General features: G+C 40.1%; 23 protein-coding genes, 2 tRNA genes and 3 rRNA genes. 22 read left to right on the top strand and 6 right to left on the bottom strand.

The annotated features are described in order from the left end of the window. Nucleotides 1-255: 255 nt before the first annotated feature. The 7 genes from J3U91_RS03125 to J3U91_RS03155 all read left to right on the top strand — a co-directional run bounded on the left by J3U91_RS03125 (nucleotide 256) and on the right by J3U91_RS03155 (nucleotide 7689). Nucleotides 256-1819 (top strand): 16S ribosomal RNA (locus tag J3U91_RS03125). A 99-nt stretch (nucleotides 1820-1918) separates the two neighbouring features. After that, a tRNA-Ala gene (locus tag J3U91_RS03130) sits at nucleotides 1919-1991 on the top strand. 213 nt (nucleotides 1992-2204) lie between these two features. After that, a 23S ribosomal RNA gene (locus J3U91_RS03135) occupies nucleotides 2205-5093 on the top strand. A 73-nt stretch (nucleotides 5094-5166) separates the two neighbouring features. Then, nucleotides 5167-5283: ribosomal RNA gene (rrf, locus tag J3U91_RS03140) — 5S ribosomal RNA — on the top strand. Together the 16S, 23S and 5S rRNA genes with 1 tRNA gene alongside form the textbook arrangement of a ribosomal RNA operon. A gap of 168 nt (nucleotides 5284-5451) precedes the next feature. Further along, nucleotides 5452-5946 (top strand): phosphatidylglycerophosphatase A family protein, encoded by a 495-nt coding sequence (locus J3U91_RS03145; protein ID WP_002820367.1) that lies wholly within the window; start codon nucleotides 5452-5454, stop codon nucleotides 5944-5946. 37 nt (nucleotides 5947-5983) lie between these two features. Further along, on the top strand, nucleotides 5984-6802 hold the full coding sequence (gene thiD, locus J3U91_RS03150) for a bifunctional hydroxymethylpyrimidine kinase/phosphomethylpyrimidine kinase (RefSeq protein WP_002820366.1): 819 nt from the start codon (nucleotides 5984-5986) through the stop codon (nucleotides 6800-6802). A 20-nt stretch (nucleotides 6803-6822) separates the two neighbouring features. Beyond that, the gene (locus J3U91_RS03155) at nucleotides 6823-7689 is read left to right on the top strand and encodes a YitT family protein (protein ID WP_002820364.1); all 867 of its coding nucleotides are present in this window, start codon (nucleotides 6823-6825) and stop codon (nucleotides 7687-7689) included. A 95-nt stretch (nucleotides 7690-7784) separates the two neighbouring features. On the opposite strand, the gene J3U91_RS03160 is transcribed toward J3U91_RS03155, so the two are convergent. Beyond that, a complete protein-coding gene (locus J3U91_RS03160) occupies nucleotides 7785-9242 on the bottom strand; it encodes an AMP-binding protein (protein WP_002819272.1) in 1458 nt (485 codons plus the stop codon). 84 nt (nucleotides 9243-9326) lie between these two features. Further along, nucleotides 9327-10496, bottom strand: coding sequence for an acyltransferase (locus J3U91_RS03165; RefSeq protein ID WP_002819271.1), 1170 nt, complete (start codon nucleotides 10494-10496; stop codon nucleotides 9327-9329). 247 nt (nucleotides 10497-10743) lie between these two features. On the opposite strand from J3U91_RS03165, the gene J3U91_RS03170 reads away from it, so the two are divergent. Genes J3U91_RS03170 through J3U91_RS03180 form a run of 3 tightly spaced genes read left to right on the top strand, consistent with a single transcriptional unit; the run spans nucleotide 10744 to nucleotide 14341 of the window. Further along, the gene (locus J3U91_RS03170; RefSeq protein WP_002819269.1) at nucleotides 10744-13410 is read left to right on the top strand and encodes a cation-translocating P-type ATPase; all 2667 of its coding nucleotides are present in this window, start codon (nucleotides 10744-10746) and stop codon (nucleotides 13408-13410) included. Nucleotides 13411-13412: 2 nt separating this feature from the next. Beyond that, nucleotides 13413-13856, top strand: a complete 444-nt coding sequence (locus tag J3U91_RS03175; protein ID WP_002816552.1) for a hypothetical protein — start codon at nucleotides 13413-13415, stop codon at nucleotides 13854-13856. A 2-nt stretch (nucleotides 13857-13858) separates the two neighbouring features. Then, a complete protein-coding gene (locus tag J3U91_RS03180; protein WP_002819267.1) occupies nucleotides 13859-14341 on the top strand; it encodes a SprT family protein in 483 nt (160 codons plus the stop codon). Nucleotides 14342-14378: 37 nt separating this feature from the next. Here the strand turns inward: J3U91_RS03180 and hpf are convergent, their stop codons facing one another. Then, entirely contained in the window at nucleotides 14379-14951 is a 573-nt protein-coding gene (hpf, locus tag J3U91_RS03185) for a ribosome hibernation-promoting factor, HPF/YfiA family (RefSeq protein ID WP_002819266.1), read from the bottom strand. 173 nt (nucleotides 14952-15124) lie between these two features. Between hpf and J3U91_RS03190 the strand changes: the two genes are divergently transcribed. Next, nucleotides 15125-15208, top strand: a tRNA-Leu gene (locus tag J3U91_RS03190). A 146-nt stretch (nucleotides 15209-15354) separates the two neighbouring features. Here J3U91_RS03190 and J3U91_RS03195 read toward each other — a convergent pair. The 3 genes from J3U91_RS03195 to J3U91_RS03205 all read right to left on the bottom strand — a co-directional run bounded on the left by J3U91_RS03195 (nucleotide 15355) and on the right by J3U91_RS03205 (nucleotide 17119). Continuing rightward, complete coding sequence (locus J3U91_RS03195) at nucleotides 15355-16398, bottom strand: tyrosine-type recombinase/integrase (protein ID WP_002819899.1); 1044 nt, start codon at nucleotides 16396-16398, stop codon at nucleotides 15355-15357. Between the two features lie 117 nt (nucleotides 16399-16515). Then, on the bottom strand, nucleotides 16516-16803 hold the full coding sequence (locus J3U91_RS03200) for a M78 family metallopeptidase domain-containing protein (protein WP_002819897.1): 288 nt from the start codon (nucleotides 16801-16803) through the stop codon (nucleotides 16516-16518). A 4-nt stretch (nucleotides 16804-16807) separates the two neighbouring features. Continuing rightward, a complete protein-coding gene (locus J3U91_RS03205; RefSeq protein WP_002819896.1) occupies nucleotides 16808-17119 on the bottom strand; it encodes a helix-turn-helix domain-containing protein in 312 nt (103 codons plus the stop codon). A gap of 250 nt (nucleotides 17120-17369) precedes the next feature. Between J3U91_RS03205 and J3U91_RS03210 the strand changes: the two genes are divergently transcribed. The 11 genes from J3U91_RS03210 to J3U91_RS03260 all read left to right on the top strand — a co-directional run bounded on the left by J3U91_RS03210 (nucleotide 17370) and on the right by J3U91_RS03260 (nucleotide 22697). Continuing rightward, nucleotides 17370-17615, top strand: coding sequence for a hypothetical protein (locus tag J3U91_RS03210; RefSeq protein WP_002826655.1), 246 nt, complete (start codon nucleotides 17370-17372; stop codon nucleotides 17613-17615). 41 nt (nucleotides 17616-17656) lie between these two features. Next, the gene (locus J3U91_RS03215; protein ID WP_002819893.1) at nucleotides 17657-17845 is read left to right on the top strand and encodes a hypothetical protein; all 189 of its coding nucleotides are present in this window, start codon (nucleotides 17657-17659) and stop codon (nucleotides 17843-17845) included. A gap of 139 nt (nucleotides 17846-17984) precedes the next feature. Continuing rightward, the gene (locus J3U91_RS03220; RefSeq protein ID WP_002819892.1) at nucleotides 17985-18146 is read left to right on the top strand and encodes a hypothetical protein; all 162 of its coding nucleotides are present in this window, start codon (nucleotides 17985-17987) and stop codon (nucleotides 18144-18146) included. Continuing rightward, nucleotides 18124-18519, top strand: a complete 396-nt coding sequence (locus J3U91_RS03225) for a hypothetical protein (protein WP_002819891.1) — start codon at nucleotides 18124-18126, stop codon at nucleotides 18517-18519. The genes J3U91_RS03220 and J3U91_RS03225 overlap by 23 nt, the downstream gene beginning before the upstream one ends. 18 nt (nucleotides 18520-18537) lie before the next feature. Beyond that, the gene (locus J3U91_RS03230; RefSeq protein WP_002819889.1) at nucleotides 18538-19464 is read left to right on the top strand and encodes a DUF1351 domain-containing protein; all 927 of its coding nucleotides are present in this window, start codon (nucleotides 18538-18540) and stop codon (nucleotides 19462-19464) included. Then, complete coding sequence (locus J3U91_RS03235) at nucleotides 19461-20177, top strand: AAA family ATPase (RefSeq protein WP_002819888.1); 717 nt, start codon at nucleotides 19461-19463, stop codon at nucleotides 20175-20177. Before J3U91_RS03230 ends, J3U91_RS03235 begins: the two co-directional genes overlap by 4 nt. Beyond that, nucleotides 20167-20739: a DUF669 domain-containing protein gene (locus J3U91_RS03240; protein WP_002819887.1), complete on the top strand. Its 573-nt coding sequence runs from the start codon at nucleotides 20167-20169 to the stop codon at nucleotides 20737-20739. The genes J3U91_RS03235 and J3U91_RS03240 overlap by 11 nt, the downstream gene beginning before the upstream one ends. An 11-nt stretch (nucleotides 20740-20750) precedes the next feature. Further along, a complete protein-coding gene (locus J3U91_RS03245; RefSeq protein ID WP_002819886.1) occupies nucleotides 20751-21677 on the top strand; it encodes a phage replisome organizer N-terminal domain-containing protein in 927 nt (308 codons plus the stop codon). After that, nucleotides 21674-21835 (top strand): hypothetical protein, encoded by a 162-nt coding sequence (locus tag J3U91_RS03250; protein WP_154079725.1) that lies wholly within the window; start codon nucleotides 21674-21676, stop codon nucleotides 21833-21835. The genes J3U91_RS03245 and J3U91_RS03250 overlap by 4 nt, the downstream gene beginning before the upstream one ends. Continuing rightward, on the top strand, nucleotides 21832-22200 hold the full coding sequence (locus J3U91_RS03255; protein WP_002819883.1) for a RusA family crossover junction endodeoxyribonuclease: 369 nt from the start codon (nucleotides 21832-21834) through the stop codon (nucleotides 22198-22200). Before J3U91_RS03250 ends, J3U91_RS03255 begins: the two co-directional genes overlap by 4 nt. Before the next feature lie 17 nt (nucleotides 22201-22217). Then, complete coding sequence (locus J3U91_RS03260) at nucleotides 22218-22697, top strand: hypothetical protein (RefSeq protein WP_002819881.1); 480 nt, start codon at nucleotides 22218-22220, stop codon at nucleotides 22695-22697. The last annotated feature ends 212 nt before the right edge of the window (nucleotides 22698-22909 follow it).

The following is a 22909-nucleotide window of genomic DNA, read 5'->3' on the forward strand; positions in this document are numbered from 1 at the left end:
TTGTTGAAAAAGTCTTGACATTCGCTTGCTTCTCTGGCACGATATAAAGGTTGCTTTTGAAGTGACGCAGCACTTTGAAAACTGAACAGAACAAAGACAAACAAATTGTGTAGGGATTCATATTTATGCAAATAGATATGAACAAATTAATTAATTTGCGAAGTCAATTCGTAATACAAAAACAATAAATTACGTAACAACGTTTGGTAAAACAAACAGTCAGTAATTCATTATGAACGCTAAGTTCAAACTTTTTAAATTGAGAGTTTGATCCTGGCTCAGGATGAACGCTGGTGGCGTGCCTAATACATGCAAGTCGTACGCTAGCCGCTGAATTGATCCTTCGGGTGAAGTGAGGCAATGACTAGAGTGGCGAACTGGTGAGTAACACGTAAGAAACCTGCCCTTTAGTGGGGGATAACATTTGGAAACAGATGCTAATACCGCGTAACAACAAATCACACATGTGATCTGTTTGAAAGGTCCTTTTGGATCGCTAGAGGATGGTCTTGCGGCGTATTAGCTTGTTGGTAGGGTAGAAGCCTACCAAGGCAATGATGCGTAGCCGAGTTGAGAGACTGGCCGGCCACATTGGGACTGAGACACTGCCCAAACTCCTACGGGAGGCTGCAGTAGGGAATTTTCCGCAATGCACGAAAGTGTGACGGAGCGACGCCGCGTGTGTGATGAAGGCTTTCGGGTCGTAAAGCACTGTTGTAAGGGAAGAATAACTGAATTCAGAGAAAGTTTTCAGCTTGACGGTACCTTACCAGAAAGGGATGGCTAAATACGTGCCAGCAGCCGCGGTAATACGTATGTCCCGAGCGTTATCCGGATTTATTGGGCGTAAAGCGAGCGCAGACGGTTTATTAAGTCTGATGTGAAATCCCGAGGCCCAACCTCGGAACTGCATTGGAAACTGATTTACTTGAGTGCGATAGAGGCAAGTGGAACTCCATGTGTAGCGGTGAAATGCGTAGATATGTGGAAGAACACCAGTGGCGAAAGCGGCTTGCTAGATCGTAACTGACGTTGAGGCTCGAAAGTATGGGTAGCAAACGGGATTAGATACCCCGGTAGTCCATACCGTAAACGATGGGTGCTAGTTGTTAAGAGGTTTCCGCCTCCTAGTGACGTAGCAAACGCATTAAGCACCCCGCCTGAGGAGTACGGCCGCAAGGCTAAAACTTAAAGGAATTGACGGGGACCCGCACAAGCGGTGGAGCATGTGGTTTAATTCGAAGATACGCGAAAAACCTTACCAGGTCTTGACATACCAATGATCGCTTTTGTAATGAAAGCTTTTCTTCGGAACATTGGATACAGGTGGTGCATGGTCGTCGTCAGCTCGTGTCGTGAGATGTTGGGTTAAGTCCCGCAACGAGCGCAACCCTTGTTATTAGTTGCCAGCATTTAGTTGGGCACTCTAATGAGACTGCCGGTGATAAACCGGAGGAAGGTGGGGACGACGTCAGATCATCATGCCCCTTATGACCTGGGCAACACACGTGCTACAATGGGAAGTACAACGAGTCGCAAACCGGCGACGGTAAGCTAATCTCTTAAAACTTCTCTCAGTTCGGACTGGAGTCTGCAACTCGACTCCACGAAGGCGGAATCGCTAGTAATCGCGAATCAGCATGTCGCGGTGAATACGTTCCCGGGTCTTGTACACACCGCCCGTCAAATCATGGGAGTCGGAAGTACCCAAAGTCGCTTGGCTAACTTTTAGAGGCCGGTGCCTAAGGTAAAATCGATGACTGGGATTAAGTCGTAACAAGGTAGCCGTAGGAGAACCTGCGGCTGGATCACCTCCTTTCTAAGGATAATCGGAATACTACACTGATTTAAATATCAAGGTTTGTTTGTTTGAGTTCTGTTCGGTTTTCAGAGCGCCGCCCTGAAAACACAAGCAACTGGGGAATTAGCTCAGCTGGGAGAGCACCTGCTTTGCAAGCAGGGGGTCATCGGTTCGAACCCGATATTCTCCATTGGCATTTTTTTGCCAATTGCACATTGATAACTGAATAGTAATTTAATTTCTTGTTAATTAAAATCCTGATGTCTCTTACGACATCGAGACATCAGGTAAATTGAACCGAGAAATTCACTTCGATAAAAGTAACTGAAAAGTTACCGCTAATAAAATCTAGAGATAGATCTCATAAATAATTTATTAGTTAATCGTCGATTTTTAATCGATAGGTTAAGTTAATAAGGGCGCATGGTGGATGCCTTGGCACTAGAAGGCGATGAAGGACGTGACTAACTACGATATGCCTCGGTTAGCTGTAAGTAAGCTTACCCGGGGGTTTCCGAATGGGGCAACCCGATCTTAATGATCATCATCTTTTTGAATTCATAGATTAGATGAAGCAAACGCTGTGAACTGAAACATCTAAGTAGCAGTAGGAAAGTAAAGAAATTTCGATTCCGTCAGTAGCGGCGAGCGAACGCGGAAGAGCCCAAACCTGGATGCTTGCATCCAGGGGTTGTAGGACTGATGTTGAGTTACAAAGGTATAAGATAGCAGAAACAGTTGGGAAGCTGTTCCAAAGAGGGTGACAGGCCCGTATGCGAAATCTTGTACTCTCTAATCAGGATCCTGAGTACGGCCCAGCACGTGAAATTGGGTCGGAATCTGGGAGGACCATCTCCCAAGGCTAAATACTAACTAGTGACCGATAGCGAACAAGTACCGTGAGGGAAAGGTGAAAAGAACCCCGGAAGGGGAGTGAAATAGTTCTTGAAACCGTGTGCTTACAAGAAGTTCGAGGCCGTTAATGGCTGAGAGCGTGCTTTTTGTAGAATGAACCGGAGAGTTACGATTGCGTGCAAGGTTAAGGTGCAAAGACTGGAGCCGTAGCGAAAGCGAGTCTTAATAGGGCGAATCAGTACGTAGTTGTAGACCCGAAACCGAGTGACCTATCCATGGTCAGGTTGAAGGTGGGGTAATACCTACTGGAGGACCGAACAAGTGGGTGTTAAAAAACCCTTTGATGAACTGTGGATAGCGGTGAAATTCCAATCGAACTCGGAGATAGCTGGTTCTATCCGAAATACATTTAGGTGTAGCCTTGCAATTAGCTTACTGGAGGTAGAGCACTATTTGGTCTAGGGGCCCTTCAAGGGTTACCAAAATCAGATAAACTCCGAATGCCAGCTAAGTATGTGCAGGAGTCAGACGGTGAGTGATAAGATCCATCGTCAAAAGGGGAACAGCCCAGATCACCAGTTAAGGTCCCTAAATATATGCTAAGTGGAAAACGTTGTGAAGGTGCATAGACAACTAGGAGGTTGGCTCAGAAGCAGCCACCCTTTAAAGAGTGCGTAATAGCTCACTAGTCGAGTGCTCTTGCGCGGATAATGTACCGGGGCTAAGCATATTACCGAAACTGTGGATGCGTAAGCATGGTAGGATAGCGTAATTAACGCGATGAAGGATGACCGTAAGGACATGTTGGAGCGTTAACTAGTGAGAATTCCGGTATGAGTAGCGAAAGATAGGTGAGAATCCTATCCACCGAATGAGTAAGGTTTCCCCCGGAAGGCTCGTCCGCGGGGGGTTAGTCGGGACCTAAGGCGAGGCTGAAAAGCGTAGTCGATGGACAACAGGTTGATATTCCTGTACCGATATTTAATTGCCGAAGGAAGGACGCAGAAGGATAACACAGGCCACTATTGGATGTGGTTTTAAACAGTTAGTCTTCATAAGAGTCAAATGCTTTTATGTTTAAGGATAAGCTGTGAATGTACCAAGTTTACTTGGAAATTGTGTGATTTCACGCTGCTGAAAAAAGTTTCGTAGGAAGAAAATATTGCCCGTACCGCAAACCGACACAGGTACTCAAGTGGAGAACACTAAGGTGAGCGAGTGAACTATTGTTAAGGAACTCTGCAAAATGAGTCCGTAACTTCGGAAGAAGGACTGCTGGTTTTATACCAGCCGCAGCAAATAGGCCCAAACAACTGTTTATCAAAAACACAGGTTTCTGCAAAATCGTAAGATGAAGTATAGGGGCTGACGCCTGCCCAGTGCTGGAAGGTTAAAAGGAGGACTTAGCTTCGGCGAAGGTCTTAATTGAAGCCCCAGTGAACGGCGGCCGTAACTATAACGGTCCTAAGGTAGCGAAATTCCTTGTCGGGTAAGTTCCGACCCGCATGAAAGGCGTAATGATTTGGGCGCTGTCTCAACAATAGACTCGGTGAAATTTAAATTCCAGTGAAGATGCTGGGTACCCGCGACAGGACGGAAAGACCCCGTGGAGCTTTACTGTAGCTTGATATTGAATGTTTGTGCTGCATGTGCAGGATAGGTAGGAGACTTTGAAGTCGGAACGCTAGTTTCGATTGAGTCACCCTTGAGATACTACCTCTGTTGTATGAACGTTCTAACTCTGATCAGTTATCCTGATCGAAGACAGTGTCTGGCAGGCAGTTTGACTGGGGCGGTCGCCTCCTAAAAGATAACGGAGGCGCTCAAAGGTTTGCTCAGAATGGTTGGAAATCATTCGTAGCGTGTAAAGGCATAAGCAAGCTTGACTGTGAGACTGACAAGTCGAGCAGGTACGAAAGTAGGACTTAGTGATCCGGTGGTTCCGTATGGAAGGGCCATCGCTCAACGGACAAAAGCTACCCCGGGGATAACAGGCTCATCTCCCCCAAGAGTCCACATCGACGGGGAGGTTTGGCACCTCGATGTCGGCTCATCGCATCCTGGGGCTGTAGTCGGTCCCAAGGGTTGGGCTGTTCGCCCATTAAAGCGGTACGCGAGCTGGGTTCAGAACGTCGTGAGACAGTTCGGTCCCTATCCGTCGTGGGCGCAGGAAATTTGAGAGGATCTGTCCTTAGTACGAGAGGACCGGGATGGACATACCTCTGGTGTACCAGTTGTTCTGCCAAGAGCACCGCTGGGTAGCTACGTATGGATTAGATAATCGCTGAAAGCATCTAAGTGAGAAACTAACCTCGAGATGAGATTTCCCATTCGTCAGAAGTAAGACCCCTGAGAGACGATCAGGTAGATAGGCTAGAAGTGGAAGTGTAGTGATGCATGGAGCGGACTAGTACTAATAGGTCGAGGACTTAACCAAGTAAGTGGTTTGGTTCAATTGCTTGATTAACAGTGTTAAATTACTATTCGGTTATCAGCGCGCAAGTACTGAGTGTCGTGTTAATTCCGATGAGGTCACACCTGTTCCCATTCCGAACACAGAAGTTAAGCTTGTCAGGGCCCAAAGTAGTTACAGGAACGCCTGTTGCAAGGTTAGGTCGATGCGATGCAATTCACCCGTTTGGGTGTTTTTTTGCCCAGCCTACGACTTTAACGATTGCTTTGATTCGTGTTAATTATCCTCACAGGATTTGTCTGCCGACTGACTCGATCATTATAATTAAGCAGGTATACGAGGGCGAAATGACAGATTGCCCCTTTAAGGTTATTATCTATACATGAGTGATTATTCAAAACTAGCGCAGGCTAGTATTAAAAGGCTTCTTAAACGTGGAGTTTCTCTGAATGATATTTATAAATTAACGAGTGATTTTTTGCTGCAACATTATCATTTTTCAGCTAAGAATGAACGGATAGTTAAAGCTTTGTCGATCGTTTTAAAACGAGATGAAGTCAATGATATTATTCTTACAGCGCTTTATATGGACGAGGCTGCTGAGACGATGCCGGATAGCGAACCTTTGAAGGGCAGACTCTCTCGCGATGCGAATGGCCACAATGTTGATGAAATTTTGGCGATTGGCTTGGCCTCTCAATTCGGTGCAGCTGCAACGGTTCATTATGGTTGGCTCGATAACGAAAAGCCCGGCTTGATTGGCGTTTTAAATGATAAAACAGATTCTATCAATGTTTATATTGATGATATTCTTGCAGCATTGGTTGCCTCGAGTGCTATGGAATATTTAGAGTTAGATGGTGGAAACAAATATTAATTTAGGAAGAATAGGATTTTAATAGGTTATAAATTTCATGGAAGCAATATCAATTAATTCATTTCCTCAAGCTGTGACAATAGCAGGATCGGATTCGGATGGATCAGCTGGCGCACAAGCTGATTTACATGCCTTCTTTTCCCGACATATTTATGGTATGTCGATTCTTGTTGCGGCGGTTGCTGGAAATTCATACGGAATCAGTGCAGGACACAACTTTCCTTTAGATTTTATCGATGCAGAGTTCAAAGCCCTGGCTGATGATTTTCATATTAAGTCTGCTAAAACCGGTATGTTGGCCGATAGCGAACTTATTTTGGATATTGTAAAAAACTATCAAAAGGTTCAATTTGGCCCTTTGGTTGTCGATCCTGTTATTACGACGAAACATGGAGCAAAATTGCTCGAGGATGAAGCAATTGACACTTTAAGAGAAAGACTTCTGCCTTTAGCTGAAGTTGTTACACCCAATTTTTCAGAGGCTCAAGTGATAACCGGATCAGAACTTAAAGACCAGAATGAGCTGGTTGAGGCTGCTGAAAAAATTCAAAAATTCGGTGCTAAAAATGTCGTTATTAAAGGTGCACATTTAATCGGTTCCAAACAAAAAAAGGTTTCTGATTATGTTTTATTAGAAAATGGCGATGGTTACTTTTTAAGTGAAGAGTACATTGATACAAGCCATATCAATGGAACGGGTGACACTTTCTCAGCGGTTATCGCGGCTGAGATTGCAAAAGGAGAAACTGTTAAGAATTCTATTGAAATAGCCAAAAAGGCAACTCACCAAGCGATTGTTAAAACAATTGGCGTCGGCCATAAATTTGGGCCGATTAATCATTGGGCGATTGAATAACTGGGATATAATCTAGTTTGATGGATCAGTTGAGAAATTATTTGTCGAAACATGCTATCGTCGCTCGGGCAGGGGCGGCGATTTTATATGGTGTTTTGGTTGGCTTTGCCATGAATTTTTTTTGGAAGCCGGGCAACATATATTCCAGTGGTTTCAATGGATTAGGCCAATTGGTTGGTTTCTTTTTTTCAACCAATCTTCTACCTGTAATTATTTTGCTTGTTAACATACCAATGACAATTTTGGCCTGGATCATGATTAGCCGCCGTTTGGCTTTTTTTGAGATCTTTGCAATTGCCTGTTCTTCTATATTTATTGATTTAATTATTGCACCGGCAAAACCTTTAATTTCCGATCCTTTGATGTGTGCCATTTTTGGAGGGGCTTTGAACGGATTTGCAACCGGTTTTGCGTTAAAAAACGGTGTCGCAACCGGTGGCTTGGACGTTTTTGAAATCATTGGGAAACGTTTATGGAATATTAAAGTCTTTCCAATAAATGTTGCTTTCAATTCAATAATTATGATTGGATCCGGTTTCCAACATGGATGGAAATATGCTTTTTATTCCATTATCGGAATTGTTGTTTCTGCTTGGATGACCTCGATTGCTTATACTCAGCAACAGCAAATGGAAGTTATGATTGTCACTAATAATAAAGATAAAATGATTCAGGAGATTCAGTCCCGACTTCGTCGCGGTATCACGGTCGTCGATGATGCCAAAGGTGGCTATTTACATGATTCCAAACACGTGATTTTTACCGTTATAACTCTTGAAGAGCGTTATGAATTACGCGAAGCAATCGAAGCAGCTGATAAAAAAGCTTTTGCTTCAATGTGGAAGGTTGATCATACTTTGGGTAATTTTTATGAAAAACAGGTATGAAAAATTAAGCTTTTCATCGAATATGAATTGGCTTAAAAGTTTCAAATATTATTAAAAAACATACCTGGCCAATTCTTTTTGCTAGGTATGTTTTTTTAATATTTATCTATTTCTTTATTTTCGATTATTTTATTTTTTAATGCAGTTCTTTGGATTTTTCCAGTCGCTCCCCGTGGGATATCCTTCATAAAAAAGATGTATTGTGGAACTTTAAATTTCTCTTCTTGCAGGGAAACTATTTTTCGGATTTGCTTGGCAAAATCAATTAATGCCGTTTTTTTGTCTGTTGAATCTTTTAAAATAATTACGGCAGCGACTGTCTCTCCGTATATTTTGTCCGGATAGCCAATTACTGCCGCCGAATCGACGAAGGGCAATTTATCTATGATGTCTTCAACTTCATAAGGACTGATTTTATCGCCGGACTTGTTAATCATTTCCTTGCTTCTTCCAGCGAGAAAAATAAAGCCGTCTTTGTCCAAATGACCGACATCACCGGTTCTAAACCATCCGTTAACAAAAGATTCCTGGTCTCGATTATGGAGATAGCTGGTAATTGTATTTGTACCCTTGATCCAAATTTCCCCGTCTTCTCCAATTGATAATTCCTTGGTTAATTTTTTATCAGATATTTTTATCGCGATGTTAAAAGGTTTGCCTGATGAACCAGCTGGGCTATGGAGAGGGGGCATTGGATCTACGGCAATTTGACTGGGAGCCTCAGTCATTCCATAGGAATTTAAGATCGGTACTTTAAAACGTTCCTCGAATTGATCCATTGCTGCAATTGCTAAAGGCGCCGAGGTTGAGCGTATAAAACGCAACTTTTGCAAGTTATTTGGATTAATTTCTGTGTTCAACAGGATTAAAATAATTGCCGGAGCCGCCGAAACCCAAGTAACTTCCTGGTTTTCGACAACCGGCCAGAATTTATGGGCGGAGAAATGTTTCTGAACAACGATGGAACCGCCTGAAATTAAAGCCGACATTAAAGCAATGTTTTGGGCATTTATGTGGTAAAAAGGCAGCACGATATAAACACGATCATTTTCTGTTAGCTTATGGCTTTGAACAACATTATCGCCGGCTGTATACATTTGGCTATGGTCTAATAAAACACCTTTCGGTTTTCCGGTTGTTCCGGAAGTATAAATAACGATTCCCGAGTGTTTGGGAATTTCATCAAAATCATTGACATCATTATTTGCTTTGATTGTCTCCCAAGATGTTAATTTAATTGAATAATCGCCGTAATTACTTAGAGTTTTAATTTTTGGATTTTTAACAATCTGATTAAAAAGTTCTTGGTAATCGTCATCTAAAATTGCTGCTTTGTAATTTCTTTTTCTGAATTCATTTTTGGCCTGCTTTTCCGGCATTTTCGGATTCATAGAATAAATAGCCAACCCGGTTCGCATCGCCGCTAAATAGCTAATGACGTAAGCGGTTGAGTTTGGTAAAGCCAATAACAATAAATCTCCGACTTTAAGTCCAGCCTTGTTGAAAGTTTTGACCGCCTGATCAACGGCTTCCAAAAGTTGGCCATTAGTCAACCAAAGATTTAAGTCGGCATCGTATAGTTTCTTTTTATTCGGATTTTTTTTAATCCAAAAAAAGTTTTTTTAACTAGATCTGAATTATATTCTGACATTTGTTCCTCTTTTATTTAAAGGTCTTCCTATGACATAGTGTGCGATTGGTGTGTTGTATAGGATCCAGCACAGTGCCCCTGAAAACCCGATAACAAAAATCGTTGCCAGAGGCCATATCAACCAGATGTACCAAGAACCGTTTGGTATCGGAATTATCATCATACGCAGAATCGATAAAGCGATTGTCTGCGTAAGATATAATCCGAAAGCAATTTTTTGTGCTTTTGAGACAAAGGCGATTAATTTTGGGTGCTTGTTGTTTTTTACGAAACGATCATAGAGGTAACCAACGTAAAAAATATTTGATATCACAATCAATGCATAAACTACTATTAATGGTTGATGAACTTCGTAAGCTTTGTTGTAACTCAATTTTAGGATGTAAATATTATAAAAATAATAAAGCACCATTGTCGGAATACCGATTAAAGTTGCAATGAAAAGCTGTTTTATATGGGAAACGATCCATTTTTCGACGTCAGAATAGTGAATACCTGCCAAAGCTCCGGCAATGAAATAACCTTCGTAAGTGAGGACGAACATCCCATAACTTTTAAATAGGTAGGGCCAGTTTTCGGTTGCTAAATGAGGGAATATAAATTTTGTAAAAATTGTGATTAATAATTGAATTGCAATTGAGCAGAAAAAGACGATTAAATGTTTACCTTCGGTTTTTTTGAACAGGAAACGCATTAATGGGTAACAAAGATAAAGTTGTAGCATCACCATTAAAAAATACATATAGTATCCATTGCCATGGATCAATAAATCCCAATATTGCAGCCACCAATTGCCGGTTGAAATTTTTTCAAAATCGTGTTCGACCAGATGATAAATAAAATTCCAGAAAAAATAAGGTATCAGAACCCAAAAATACCGCCGTTTCCAAAACTTGATTAAATGCATCGGCCGATTGTAGGAGTTTAAAAACAGGACCAGCCCGGAGATGAACATGAAACCCATTCTTGTGAAATGCATTGGCATGTGGAAAGATCCCAGCGTAAGAAAAGAAGCCGATCCAACCTGAAATTTATATGTAAAAACGGTTGAAGTGTGAATTATCAAAACACCAAGAATAAACAAAAGCCGCATCAAATCAACACCATATAAATATTTACGTTTAATAGCAATTTTCTCTGAAGACATCGAGAACATTGTAGACGTAGCAAAAGATACTGTGTAACAGTTTTATTTCAATATAATGACAAAAAGTTAGTTAAATACTGTTTTTCCTTTCTTACTAAAAGTTCCTTCAATTATCCTGTATAATGAACTTATTAAATGAGGGAGTAACGGCGAACGATTTCGTTCGCGGGAAATCCAAGTTGCACGAACGAATTGTTCTGGTGACCCTTAATCAGTGAGACTCATCTTAATTTTTTAAGAGAAGGAGTCTTTTATTTTGCCTAAAAAAAACTTTTACAACCAAAATATCAAGGAAGTTGTTGACCAATTTGCTTCCGATAAAAGTAGAGGCCTCAGCCAAGCCGTCGCCAATCAGAAATTAAAAACAGATGGTCCAAATGTTTTAAATAAAGCTAAGCGAACTACTTTATTGCAGAAATTCATCAATCAATTCAAGGATTTTATGATTGCGATCTTGGCGGTTGCAGCCGTCATTGCGGCAATGACTGGCGAGTTGGTCGATGCGATTTTTATTTTGCTGGTCGTTGTCTTGAATGCAATTTTTGGTGTCTTCCAGGAATCAAAAGCAGAAGATGCGATTGAAGCTTTAAAAAAGATGTCGACTCCGAATGCCAATGTTCGCCGTGATGGCAAAGTTGTTTCATTGCCGGCAACGGAACTTGTGACCGGCGACATTGTCTTAATGGAAGCTGGTGACATTGTCCCGGCCGATCTGCGTTTGATCGAAGCAAATTCTTTAAAAATCGAAGAAGCAGCCTTAACCGGCGAATCTGTTCCGGTTGAAAAATCTGCGGCTGTTTTAAGGTCTAAAAAACCAAGTCTCGGCGATCGTCATAATATGGTTTTCATGAACACAAACGTCACATATGGGCGTGGAGTTGGGATAGTTGTGGCTACGGGGATGAAAACCGAGGTTGGTCATATTGCCAGTATGCTGGAGCAGACAAAAGAGAGTGCTACTCCGCTGCAGGCCAATTTAAAACAACTCGGGAAAAGTCTGACTTATTTAATTCTTGTTATTTCGATAATTGTTTTTGTGATTGGAATAATCAAAGGAGCGGAATCCTGGGTCAACATGTTGCTGACAGCAATTAGTATTGCTGTAGCGGCGATTCCAGAAGGCTTACCAGCGATTGTTACAATTACGTTGGCGCTGGGCACCGGTCGTTTGGCAAAGAAAAATGCTTTAATGAGACGTTTGGCGGCGGTTGAAACCTTGGGATCGACCGAAATAATCGGTTCGGATAAAACCGGCACCTTAACACAGAACAAGATGACCGTTGAAAAATATGTTGTCAGTAATCAAGTTGTAGATGCGGACCAGCCGATTAAAAAGGATCCAACTGCCGAAAAATTAGCACTTGTAATGGCCCTGAATAATGATACAAAAATGACTGAGGAGGGTTTATTGGGCGACCCAACTGAAACTGCTCTTATTTCATTTAACGAAAAGCAGGGCCAGGACTTGAATCATTTGTTTAACAGGATGCCGCGAGTTGCCGAAATACCATTTGATTCGGAACGAAAATTAATGACAACCGTTAATAAGAATTCCAACCAATATATTGTTACTGTCAAAGGTGCACCCGACGAGTTACTGCGCCGGACATCAAAAATTGAAATTTCCGGAAAAGTCTCAGTTTTAACAAATGAAAACCGACAAAAATTGTTAGAAATTAATCATCGATTGGCAAAACAGGCTTTGCGTGTCTTGGCATTTGCCTATCAAAATGTTAAGGAAGTTCCTGGAAAATTAACGAGCAAGGCAGTTGAAAAAGATCTTGTTTTTGTTGGTTTTGTCGCGATGATCGATCCGGAACGTCCAGAAGTAGCTCAGGCCGTTAAAGAAGCTCGCCGGGCGGGTATTCGGCCGATTATGATCACTGGGGACCATAAGGACACGGCTGCCGCAATTGCAAGACGTCTGGGAATTCTGACTGCCGATCAGGGACCCGAGGCCGTAATCACTGGAGCCCAGCTGGATCAAATTCCTGATGATAAATTTCAGGACAGTGTTACTCAATATAGTGTTTACGCGCGTGTTGCTCCGGAACATAAAGTCAGAATTGTCAATGCCTGGAAAAAACGCGGTAAGGTTGTCGCGATGACTGGGGATGGTGTTAATGATGCTCCGGCTTTGAAAACAGCCGATATCGGTGTGGCCATGGGAATTACCGGGACAGAGGTTTCAAAGGGCGCTTCCGATATGGTTCTGGCTGATGACAATTTTGCTACGATCGTTAATGCAGTCAAGGAAGGCCGGACTGTTTTCGCTAATATTCAAAAAGCATTACAGTATTTGCTTTCTTCCAACTTGGCTGAAGTTATGACCTTGTTCACTATGACTATCTTGGGATGGGAACTTTTCGCGCCTGTCATGATTCTTTGGATTAATTTGGTAACTGATACTTTTCCGGCAATCGCACTTGGTCTGGAACCATCGGAAACAGGTATCATGAATCGTCCACCTCGCGGTAAAACATCCAGCTTTTTGTCGGATGGGGTTGGTATTGCAATCATTTGGCAGGGTATCGTTCAGGCTCTGACGGTTTTGGCAGTTTATGCTTTGGCAATTGCTTATCCGGATCATGCGGGCAATATAAATCTTATTCATCGGGATGCTTTGACGATGGCTTTTATGACGCTTGGATTGATGCAGCTTTTTAATGCCTTTAATGTTAAATCCGTCTACCAGTCGATTTTTAAAATCAGACCTTTTGCAAATAAATACTTTAATGGAGCTATTTTGTTCAGCTTGCTTTCGATGGCGATTGTCGTTTTTTTGCCGGGTCTAAACGATATTTTTCACGTTTCCGATTTAAATTTGGGTCAGTGGTTAATTGTTTTGGCTGCCTCTTTTTCAATCATTTTAATTGTTGAAGTAGTAAAATTATTCGAGCACCTTGTTTTAAAGAAGAGATAATTATGAAACCAGTTAAACCACAACAATTTGCTTTGGGACTACAGGATTTTTTGAAAAAAATCGATCAGATTAATACGAAAGTCAGTCCTTCTTACAGCGAACTCAAAAAATTTCTGGATAGTGACCAGTTGCCTGATCTTTCTGACAGCAAGTTTAAGAATATTGCTGCTGAGTTTATGGATGCCAATGAGCAATATCAGCAGGCTGTCGATAATTTAAAGGGATTGTCGGCACCGGTTCATTTAATCGGTCTGAAGATGAATCTTGTCGCTTATTTTCAGGATTATGTTAATGCGACGAAAGATATGACAAATTCTTTGAATTTAGATAAAAAATCGGTTGATCTGGCTAAATTTTCTCAATCAGAAAAGGATCAAGATGATTTAATGCATAAGGTCAATCGTAATGTTAATCGAATTTTAATGTCGAGAGGTCTTCAAGGCTGATTATGACGGCAATTTCAAACGGTCAATTAAAGGCGCTCGTTGAGCGCCTTTCAACTACATATTTTCATTTATCTTTCGGGCACGCTGTTAAATTTAACAATCACTTGCGTTCCACTGGCGGACGGGTTGTGTTTCCAAAAAGTGGTCGTCAGATATTGGAAAGTAAAATTTATATGGAAATTAATCCGAAACTTGATGATAAAGATCTTCCGGGAATTGTCAAACACGAACTGGCACATTATTATATTTATTTGCATAAAGGCTTACATCGCGAAAACGATCGTGATTTTCAGGCTTTATTAAAAAAACTTGGCGCACCAAGATATTCACCGCTTCATACCAGACAGAAGTCTTTTTATCTTTATGAGTGCAATGGCCCTCAGTGTCATAAATATCTGCGGAACAGAAGAATAAATTTGCGGAAAATGCGCTGCAGCATCGATGGGGCGACACTAAAATTAGTGTCCGAGCGCCATTTAAAGTAATTAAAAAACCAGTCGAGGGCTGGTTTTTTATTATCACTCACTTGGAACTTTCAACATTTTCTGTTTCGATTAAGCCATATTTTCCATCATCACGTTTATAGACGATATCCAATTGGTTTGTATCGGAGTTAAGGAATAAAAAGAAATCATGGTCAAGCATTTCCATTTGCAACACCGCTTCTTCAATATCCATTGGTTTCAATGACAGGTTCTTTCTACGAATAACATCGATTTTCTTATCTTCATTCGTATCGGAAGGAACCGGATCAATCGCTTCATTGAAGTCGATTCCTTTAAAACCTCTTTCTCGGGATTTACGGTTAACCCTTGTCTTGAACTTACGGATTTGCCGCAGCAGTTTGGCGGAAACCAAGTCAACAGCATTATAGAAATCACTTTGCGTCTCTTCGGCACGTAATGTCAGATACGGTAGTGGAATTGTAACTTCGATTTTAAAAGTTTTTTCATTGTATTTCCGAACATTGATATGAGCTATGGGATTGTTTTTTTGATCAATATAATTGTTAAGTTTTTCCAAGCGAAGCTTGATGTAGTTATTGATAACATCCGTTGTACTCATATTTTCACCACGAATTTGATATTCAATCATAATTTCCTCCTACTTAAATTTTAAACTAGTCTAACACTCAGAAGCCGATTTTTCGTTTATTTTAAATTTAATAAGATTATTCATGCTCTTATTTGATTTAATTGCTAAATTTGTCTCTTTTTCGCTTTTTTTCAAGCAGTTCGTCCGTTTTTCTAGTATAATATTTTTTGTTCGCGGACGTGGCGGAATTGGCAGACGCGCAGGATTAAGGATCCTGTGGTAGAAATACCGTATGGGTTCGACTCCCATCGCCCGCATTTTAGCTCTATATCGACAAAGATTGATATAGAGCTTTTTTGTTGCTTAAATGCCTTTGTATAGGTGTTTGTAGCTATGATTAATGATCGCTAATCTTTTATTATTCTCTATAAAAACTTTGCACACTTTGCACACTTTTTGCACACTAAAATATCTTCATTGCTTTCATTTCTTCTTGATTTTTCTTTTCTTCTAAAAGATGCGAATATACCTGTTCTGTTATCGAAAGATTGGCATGTCCTAATCTTCCAGACACATATTGCATTGAAATATCATGTGCTAATAGCATTGAAGCATGTGTATGCCTTAAAGCGTGAAACGTAACGTGCTTGATTTCTAGTTTTTCACATAAATATTTTAAGTCTTTGTTGATTCCGTTAGATGTCATGTCAAAAAGTCGCTTGTCATTATGCTTGAAATCACTATAAACTTCAAACCATTTATCCGGCATTATGATTTCTCTAATCGAATTCTTGGTTTTTGGAGCTTTATCCTTATTGGTAAATTTATCAACTGCTTTAGTAATAGAGATGAGATGTTTTTTGGTATCGATATCTGCATCGGTTAATGCTCGAAGCTCACCAAATCTTGCTCCTGACAGAAGACCAGTTAATATCATAAAATTACCCCTAGATAGGTTCTTTATACAATGGTCTATCAATTTTTCAGCTTCATTCAATTCCAAATATTTATTTTCAATAGGCACTTTAGTTGCATTATTGTACACTAAACCAATTCTTATAGTAGGATCCTTAATTATCAATTCTTCAGCTAAGGCATCTTTTAAAGCGGCCGAAATTTGACCCTTGCGTTTTTGTACTGTTTTTTCAGCGTGATCTTTACCAAAATTATTAATAAATGTCTGAAAATTAGATCGTGTGAACGATTTCAAAGTCATCGTGGGCAAATACTTCTTAATTGTGTGAAGTGTGTCTCGATACTGGTATATAGTTTGATTTGATCGGTTGACACGATATGTGAGGTACCAATTCTCAAAGTAATCAGATAAAAGTATGTCAGGCTGTTCTTTTTCTTGTTGTTTCCCAGATAATACTTGGCCAACCCAGATTTGTGCATCTTTTGTTTTAAGAAAACCACTTTTATTTTTGGTCCGGAATTCTCCGGTAACTGGATCCCTGTAGGATACTCGTGCTTGATAATATTTTCCGCGTTTTTTAATTGAAGCCATATTTTTATTCCTTAACTGAATCCATTAATAAGGTTTTCTTTCCAAAAATCGTGCTCTCTTTTGTCTTTTATGTTTCTCTTCCTATGGATTTACGTAAAATCCAGCATGGCATGTATTTTATAAGTACTTTCTTACGTCTCTTTGTGCCCACTTTGTGGCAAAATATTCTGCTTTGCCAGTTTTAATTGATTGCCTGTTTGATAGATCATTTCCTGAATCGAAATTCGCGTGATTTATTTCATGTATCATCGTAGTTGCCTGAATTTCGATTGGATCATCTTTATTAATATAGATATCGTTTCCACGTATTTGTCCGTGGAAAACAATATCCAAATCATCAGGTAAAGAAATAAAATGGAAATGATATTTAGGATAATCATTTTCTATTTTTTCCGTTGGTAGCATTAAATCACTTCTTTTTGTTTTGTATGAAATCTATATATTCATTAATTTTTTCAATTTGTTCATCAGTGGCACTTGGATCAACAGAGTTTGCTAACGTGAGTTGTTTTGCCGAAAGCTGTCCTGAATTTCCACGCCCCAACAAGTAATCCACTGAGACATGAAGAACATCTGCAACATTTGCTAAATTGCCTGATTTTGGGTCTTGCTTTTTCCACCTATTAAGACTTTGGACAGTTACGCCAGACTTTTCAGATAGTTCAACTATTGTCATTCCTCTGGTTCTGGCGACTTCTGAAATTCTTTCGTAAACGTTCATTTTTATAATTTTCCTTAAATTTTAAGATTTTATTAAGTAACGTTTACGTTCATTACATGCTTTGACACTTAATGTTTAGGAGCGTAATATAAAAGATGTTCCGAACGAACGTTAGATATAAACGCAAAAAAAGAATTTAAAAAGTTAGGGAAACTTGTCATTCTTTCTTTTTTTAATGTGTTTACGCCTATCATGATACTCACGTTTACGTGTATAAGTCAAGTAAAAAGGAACGGAAAGGGTATTTTATATGACAGATGAATTGATTACTAAGCTACTGGAAGCTTCATTCTCGGATCGCGTGAATGTAGCCCTCACTCTCAACCATTCATCTTTAAGAGAATTGGGTAAAGATGTACAACAAGTTGTTGATCCCGAAAGAAAGCGAGGCCCATATACGGGCGAGCAAATGAGAAAAGTTATTTATGGAAATATTTCTAAGGGCCCAAATTATAGAAGACAGCTCGAAGCTATTAGAGAAGTTTTGGGGATCTAATGTTTACGATTTACAAATTAAAGCTATGAGAAAGGAGAAATATGATTTCTGAATTACATCCCTACCGATTATTGAATCTTACAACTGCTACTCATGAATTCAGACATAATGGAAATCCTAATTCAAATGATTATCAGTTTTTCTATAGAATTAAGCATTTTCAAGATGGGAAGACAATTAAGTGGCAGTGGCAAGATATTCAAAATTATTTGGATAGAAACAAAAAATAACTTCTTACGATTTTTTTATCCTGTCGCAACAATTTGATATGCCATTTAATTCACTTCTCATCTGCTAATTCTCTCTAGCAGCTTAATTTTAGGAGAAATATTTACAAACGATCAAAAAATTGTCAAGAAAGGAACACTTATGAACTTAGTATATTTAGAACTCGAAATGACAGCTGTCGGCATGATTATTGGTATCTGTTTATCGGTAATCGGTATGGCAATCGTACAGTGGAAGCTGTCGAAGATGACTTTAAAAGAATTTTTTAAAGGAGCCGACAATGGCGATTCCGAAATATATTAGAAAGCAAAGCGAGTACACACCGGACTTCGTTAATAAAAGCCATCGCTTATTAAATTATTTATCCGATAACGTCAATAAAAACTATCGTTCATCGGAATTAGGTTTCTTGTTTACTGTCAAAGACACAGGACGCATGCTTAGATATTATTCGGAATATCTCTTGCGTTTGGGCTTACCGATTTCGACTGGCGACTACGGCTATAAATTTACCGACAAGCCCGAAGACCTGTACCGTTCGGCAAAACGCGATCAGGCAATCGGCCAAGGGGCGATGGAAAGATATCATCTAAAGATCAAAGCAGCCAGGAAATTAGAAAGGCAACAAAAAAAGCTCTTAGCGGCAACTAAGAGCGAGAAACATCCAATTCACTAGAAAGGACAAACAAATTATATGACAGAAATGGAACTGTCGGCAACTATCGAACCGATCCTGGATTACAAAGCAGCTTCTATTCAGCTAAAGAATGCCGATATTTTAAAAGACTATGTCAAAAAACAGATCGACAGATATAGGGATTTGTTGATTACCGATGAAACTTTAACCGAAGCCAAAAAGAGCCGAGCCGACCTTAACAAATTAAACAAAGCCTTAAGCAGCCAAAGAACAGCCATCAAAAAAGAAATCCTCAAACCTTTCGCCCAAATCGAAAGCGTGCTAAGAAAACTGGAGACTGATACCAAACAGGCTTCCGGTTCGATCGATCAGGGAGTCAAGCAATTAGAAGACCGGCAAAGACAAGCTCGAGAAGATAATCTTAAAGCCTATCTAGCTGAATTGATTGTTAAGTATCCATACTTACAGACAATCGAGATCAAGATTCCCGAAGACTGGACCAATAAAAGCAACTTCACCAAGTCGATGGGTTTATCAGTTGGACTAACTAGAATGATTGCCGATACTTTAGGCAGCTTGGAAAAACAAAAAGAGACTCGGGCATCGAATTTAGAAACGGTCCGCTCCTATGCAGAGGTCAAAGATGTCAATCCCGACCCTTATCTAAGAATGCTTACTAAAATGGATTATCAGCCGGCCGAGATATTTCGGGCCATCGACCTGGATATCGAAAACGCCAGGGAAAAGGCAGCTCAAGAAGAAATCGACCTTCAATTAAGACAGTCACAAGAAAGTGCCCACAAAAAAGTTGTTAACGACCTGTTGATCGATACAGATACCGGAGAAACGATTAAAAGAGTTGAAAAAATGTCCTACTGGTATTACGGCCTGGTCTTAAGTAAAGATAAAAAAGATCTCCTGGACAACTTTCTAATTGCTAAACAAATAAAAATCTTTGGTAGCAAAGAAAAGAGCCAAATATGAAAGTCTATAACTCATCGGATATTCAAATCGGCAATTATATGTATCTAGTCTATGGCGATGCCGGAAGCGGGAAGACTTCGACAGCCAGGTATCTAAAGGGCAGAAAACTATTGATCAGTTTGGACCAAAGCCAGGAGCCGGCTAAAGACTGGAAAGACACGGTGATTGCCGAACCTGAAGAAGCCGATTTAATCAAGCCCTATGAAAATATCACAGCCTTCTTTGATTTAGTCGAAAACAAGTTTTTAGCCAAAGTCGATGTCGTGATTATCGATAATATCAGTCAATTAGAAAGACTGGTCTTAACCGAATTGATTAGTAAGTACAAGGACAACCGACAGGCCTATCAGGCCATGCAGGAATACTTCCGTTCGCTTGCCACGAAGTTTAGATTCTGGCACAAACCGATTTACGTCACGGCTTGGGAAATGAGCTTTCAACAAAGCGACAGCTTGGGGGCACAGGTCACTCAATACACAGTCGATATGAATGCCAAAGCCAGAACGGCTTTTACCGGCCTGTTCGATCTGGTGGGACGCATATCGGCCGATCACGAGGGCAAAAGAATCATCCAGCTGCAGCCTACAGACCAGCTGTTTGCCAAAAACCGCATTGATTCAAGAAAGAAATGTCTGCCGGAACACTTATTTGGCGGCCAGGAATACGAAGAAGAAATCAATTTAGAAAAAGAGGATAAAAACAATGCCATTTAATTACGACAGCGACAACATCGGAAACGACAATCAATTCTTAGATGAATCAGGTACTTACAACGTAGCAATTTCCAGTCATAAAGTCAGCCAGACTTCTACAGGAAAAGACATGCTGACAGTCGATTATCAAGTCCTTGATGGAGACCATAAAGGGCAGACGATTAATTACGACAACTACGTCGATGGGGAAAAGTCCAAGTGGAGAATCAACCGTTTGATTAATAAAACCTTAGGCGATAAAGTCCCTAAAGGCTATCAATTCAAAAGTCTTGACCAGATCGGTCAAGTAGTAACCGGCAAGCCCTTATCAATAAGAGTCGAGTGGCAGGCCCAAGAACAGGGCAGACACATCGGTGACTATTATCTGGTTGTTAAAAACATCGATGCCAAATTACCAGCTAGTATGCCTGACGGTAAAAAGCGTCCCGGCAGCGAGAATGAATCAACCATCGCTTCCAAGCAAGCGCCAGCCAACGATCTTGGCAGAATGGCCAATCCTTTTGCTAAGCAGACACAAACCAACGACAACATGGAAATCTCTGATGATGATCTGCCGTTTTAAGAGGTATCTGAATGGCAGAAATATCATGGATAAAACTTAAAACTACGATGTTCGATGACGAAAAGGTTCGCTTGATTCAATCGATGCCGGAGTCCGATGCAATCCTGCTTATCTGGATTAGATTATTAATCCTAGCCGGTAAGACCAATGATGACGGCCTTATCTATATTCAAAGAAACATGCCTTATACCGATGAGACTTTGGCGACTTTATTCAATAAGCCCTTAAACGTTATCAGATTAGCAATTACCACTTTAAGCAAGTTCGACATGATCGATACCAATGAGAGCGGAGTAATTGCCATCACTAATTGGGAAAAACATCAAAACATCGACGGCTTGGCCAAAGTTAGAGAACAGTCTCGTATCAGAATGCAAAAGAGTCGTGCTAAAAAGAAAGAAATCGAAAGTTCTCTACTTATTATTGATAAAGGCAAAGGCAACGTTACGCAACGTGTTACGCAACGTGACGGTACAGATATAGATATAGATATAGATATAGATAAAGAGATAGATACAGATAAAGACATTATGTCAGGCAAGCCTGACGAATCATCATCACCAAACATCACGATTGCTAAAAAAGCCCTGAACTATTTCAACCAACAGAGCAATCGAAAGTTCAATCTATCAGCAAAGAAGAATACCAAACCGATTATTGCCAGATTAAATGAAGGCTTTAGCCCTGAAGATTTAAAGACAGTCATTGATCGGGCCTGTTCACATTGGAAAGGCAAAGCTGACTACGAACAGTTTCTAAGACCGGAAACGATCTTTAACGGCCGTTTTGATGAAAGACTGAATAACACTATCAAATGGGAGTACAAGCAGGCTGATGTCAAACAAAAAGAAATTGCGATTGATTATGGCAGTGCTGAAAAAATTGACAATCAAGTTGCTTTGGATGCTTTAGAGAAATACAAGGCTGGAAAGTCATGATGAAAAGAAAAGAAATCGAGAAACTGGAAACTCAAATCAGGGGCTATCAGTTTGATCTCCAGTTTGCTCATGACAACCTTAAACAGACTGATTATCTAAATGGCTTAATCAGCAGCCTTGAATACAAACGTGACCTTCTAAAGGGAAAACAGACATGACCTTTGAAAAGACCTATAAGATTCGCCCTGTTCCGGCATCCAGGCCTAAAGTACCAAGATTTGGCCATCCTTATTATCCAAAGAGATATACCCAGTTTAGAAAAGACTGGGCCTTAATTACGCATAACGATTGGCCGATGATCTATCTAGAGACCAAAGACGCTAGAGCATACGAGTTCTCTTATGAAGCCTGGTTTGATAAACACCCGGTCGCTGATATCGATAATCTCTTTAAAGCTTTAACCGATACCCTGGTCAAAGCAAAAGTTATTCCTGATGACAACCTGATCTGCAGATCTTATATCGATAAGCATTTTCATGCCGGAAAAGAACAGGTCAAAATCACGATTAGAAAAATCAATTGAAAGGGAAAGCGGATTTAATGCAAGTTCAAGATAGCCTATTCAATGATCGAATAGAACCAATTAAATATAACGAGTCGGCAACTGCTGGCAAGGTTTACAACTATCTTGAATACTACTATCAGGATAGAAAAGGTAAATTATTTGTTCTAGAACCCGGATTAAGAGGCCAGAAACTTTCGTCTGATAAAGTCCAATCCGGTTCAGGGAACAATTCTACTGAAGATGCTTTGATTCGTTATATAGATGCGAGAAGAGAAATCGAACAATGTGAAAAGGCCTTGGAATATTTATCTTTGACTGAATGGGGAATCTTAAAGCACCGGTATATGGAATATATGAAAGATGTTGATGTTGCTAAACGAATGCAGCTAACAACTAACGATAGAGAAAGCAATGTAATTATTCCCAACCAAACTTATTGGTATCGTAAACGAAAAGAAGCAAATCATTTTGCTCAAATGTTTGCTATTACCGGCACCATTTTAATGGTTGAATGACTGTGACTGTAGTATATCCGTAGTAAATTAGTAGTATTTTCATAGCAGATTCATAGTATCAGGGGTATATACTGATATAGTCGAAAGATTAAAGGTAAGACAACCAGCGAAATGCTGGTTTTTATTTTTTCTGGGACATTTTATAAAAAGTTTCTCAATTCGAACTTAACCAGAAAACATAATGGAAATTATAATTTTTTCAGAAGTTTCTT

The sequence above is a fragment of the Oenococcus oeni genome (assembly GCF_020510245.1).
In the GTDB taxonomy this organism is placed as follows: Bacteria; Bacillota; Bacilli; order Lactobacillales; family Lactobacillaceae; genus Oenococcus; species Oenococcus oeni.